1 pseudogene is annotated in these 731 nt (G+C 58.5%); it reads left to right on the top strand.

The features are described from left to right. Window positions 1–731, top strand: a pseudogene (locus tag J5224_RS32635) (ATP-dependent helicase); the annotation flags it as partial.

The following is a 731-nucleotide window of genomic DNA, read 5'->3' on the forward strand; positions in this document are numbered from 1 at the left end:
CCAGCCACTACTTTGGTCAGCAACTCACCAGCCGCCAACTGCTCGATCTGGCGAAAGATATCATTATTGCCTACCGCACTGAAGTGCGCGATGCGGCGCAGTTGCAAAAATCCGCCGATCGCTTATCGCAAAGCACGCAGGATTTCAGGCTGGCACTGGGTGAACCCGGCTTTCGCGGCAACCTGCGCGATGTGCTGGCACAGCCGTCGCTGCAACGCGCGCTGCTGTTGCTCGATGATGCGCTTGAACTCTGCTATGACGTCGCCAAACTCTCGCTTGGGCGCTCGGCGCTGCTGGATGCCGCTTTTGAACGCGCTACCCTGTATCGCGCTCGTCTCAAGCGGCTACAGGATGTGCAACAGGCCGGTTACAGCTACTGGTATGAATGCAATGCGCGGCACTTCGTGTTGGCACTGACTCCGCTGTCCGTGGCAGACCGTTTTCGTGAGCTGATGAAAGAGAAAAAGGCCGCATGGATATTTACCTCGGCGACGCTGTCAGTCAACGACCGGGTTGAACACTTTACCGAGCGTCTGGGATTGGACCATGCGCACTCCATGCTGCTGCCGAGCCCGTTTGATTATGCGCAACAGACGTTGCTCTGCGTGCCGCGTTTTCTGCCGGAGATGCAGCAACGCGGTGCCGCACAGCGGCTGGCGACGCAGTTGCGCCCGCTCATCGAGGCGAATCGCGGACGCTGCTTTATGTTGTGTACCTCGCACCAAATGATG

The organism is Candidatus Symbiopectobacterium sp. NZEC135 (genome assembly GCF_025962695.1).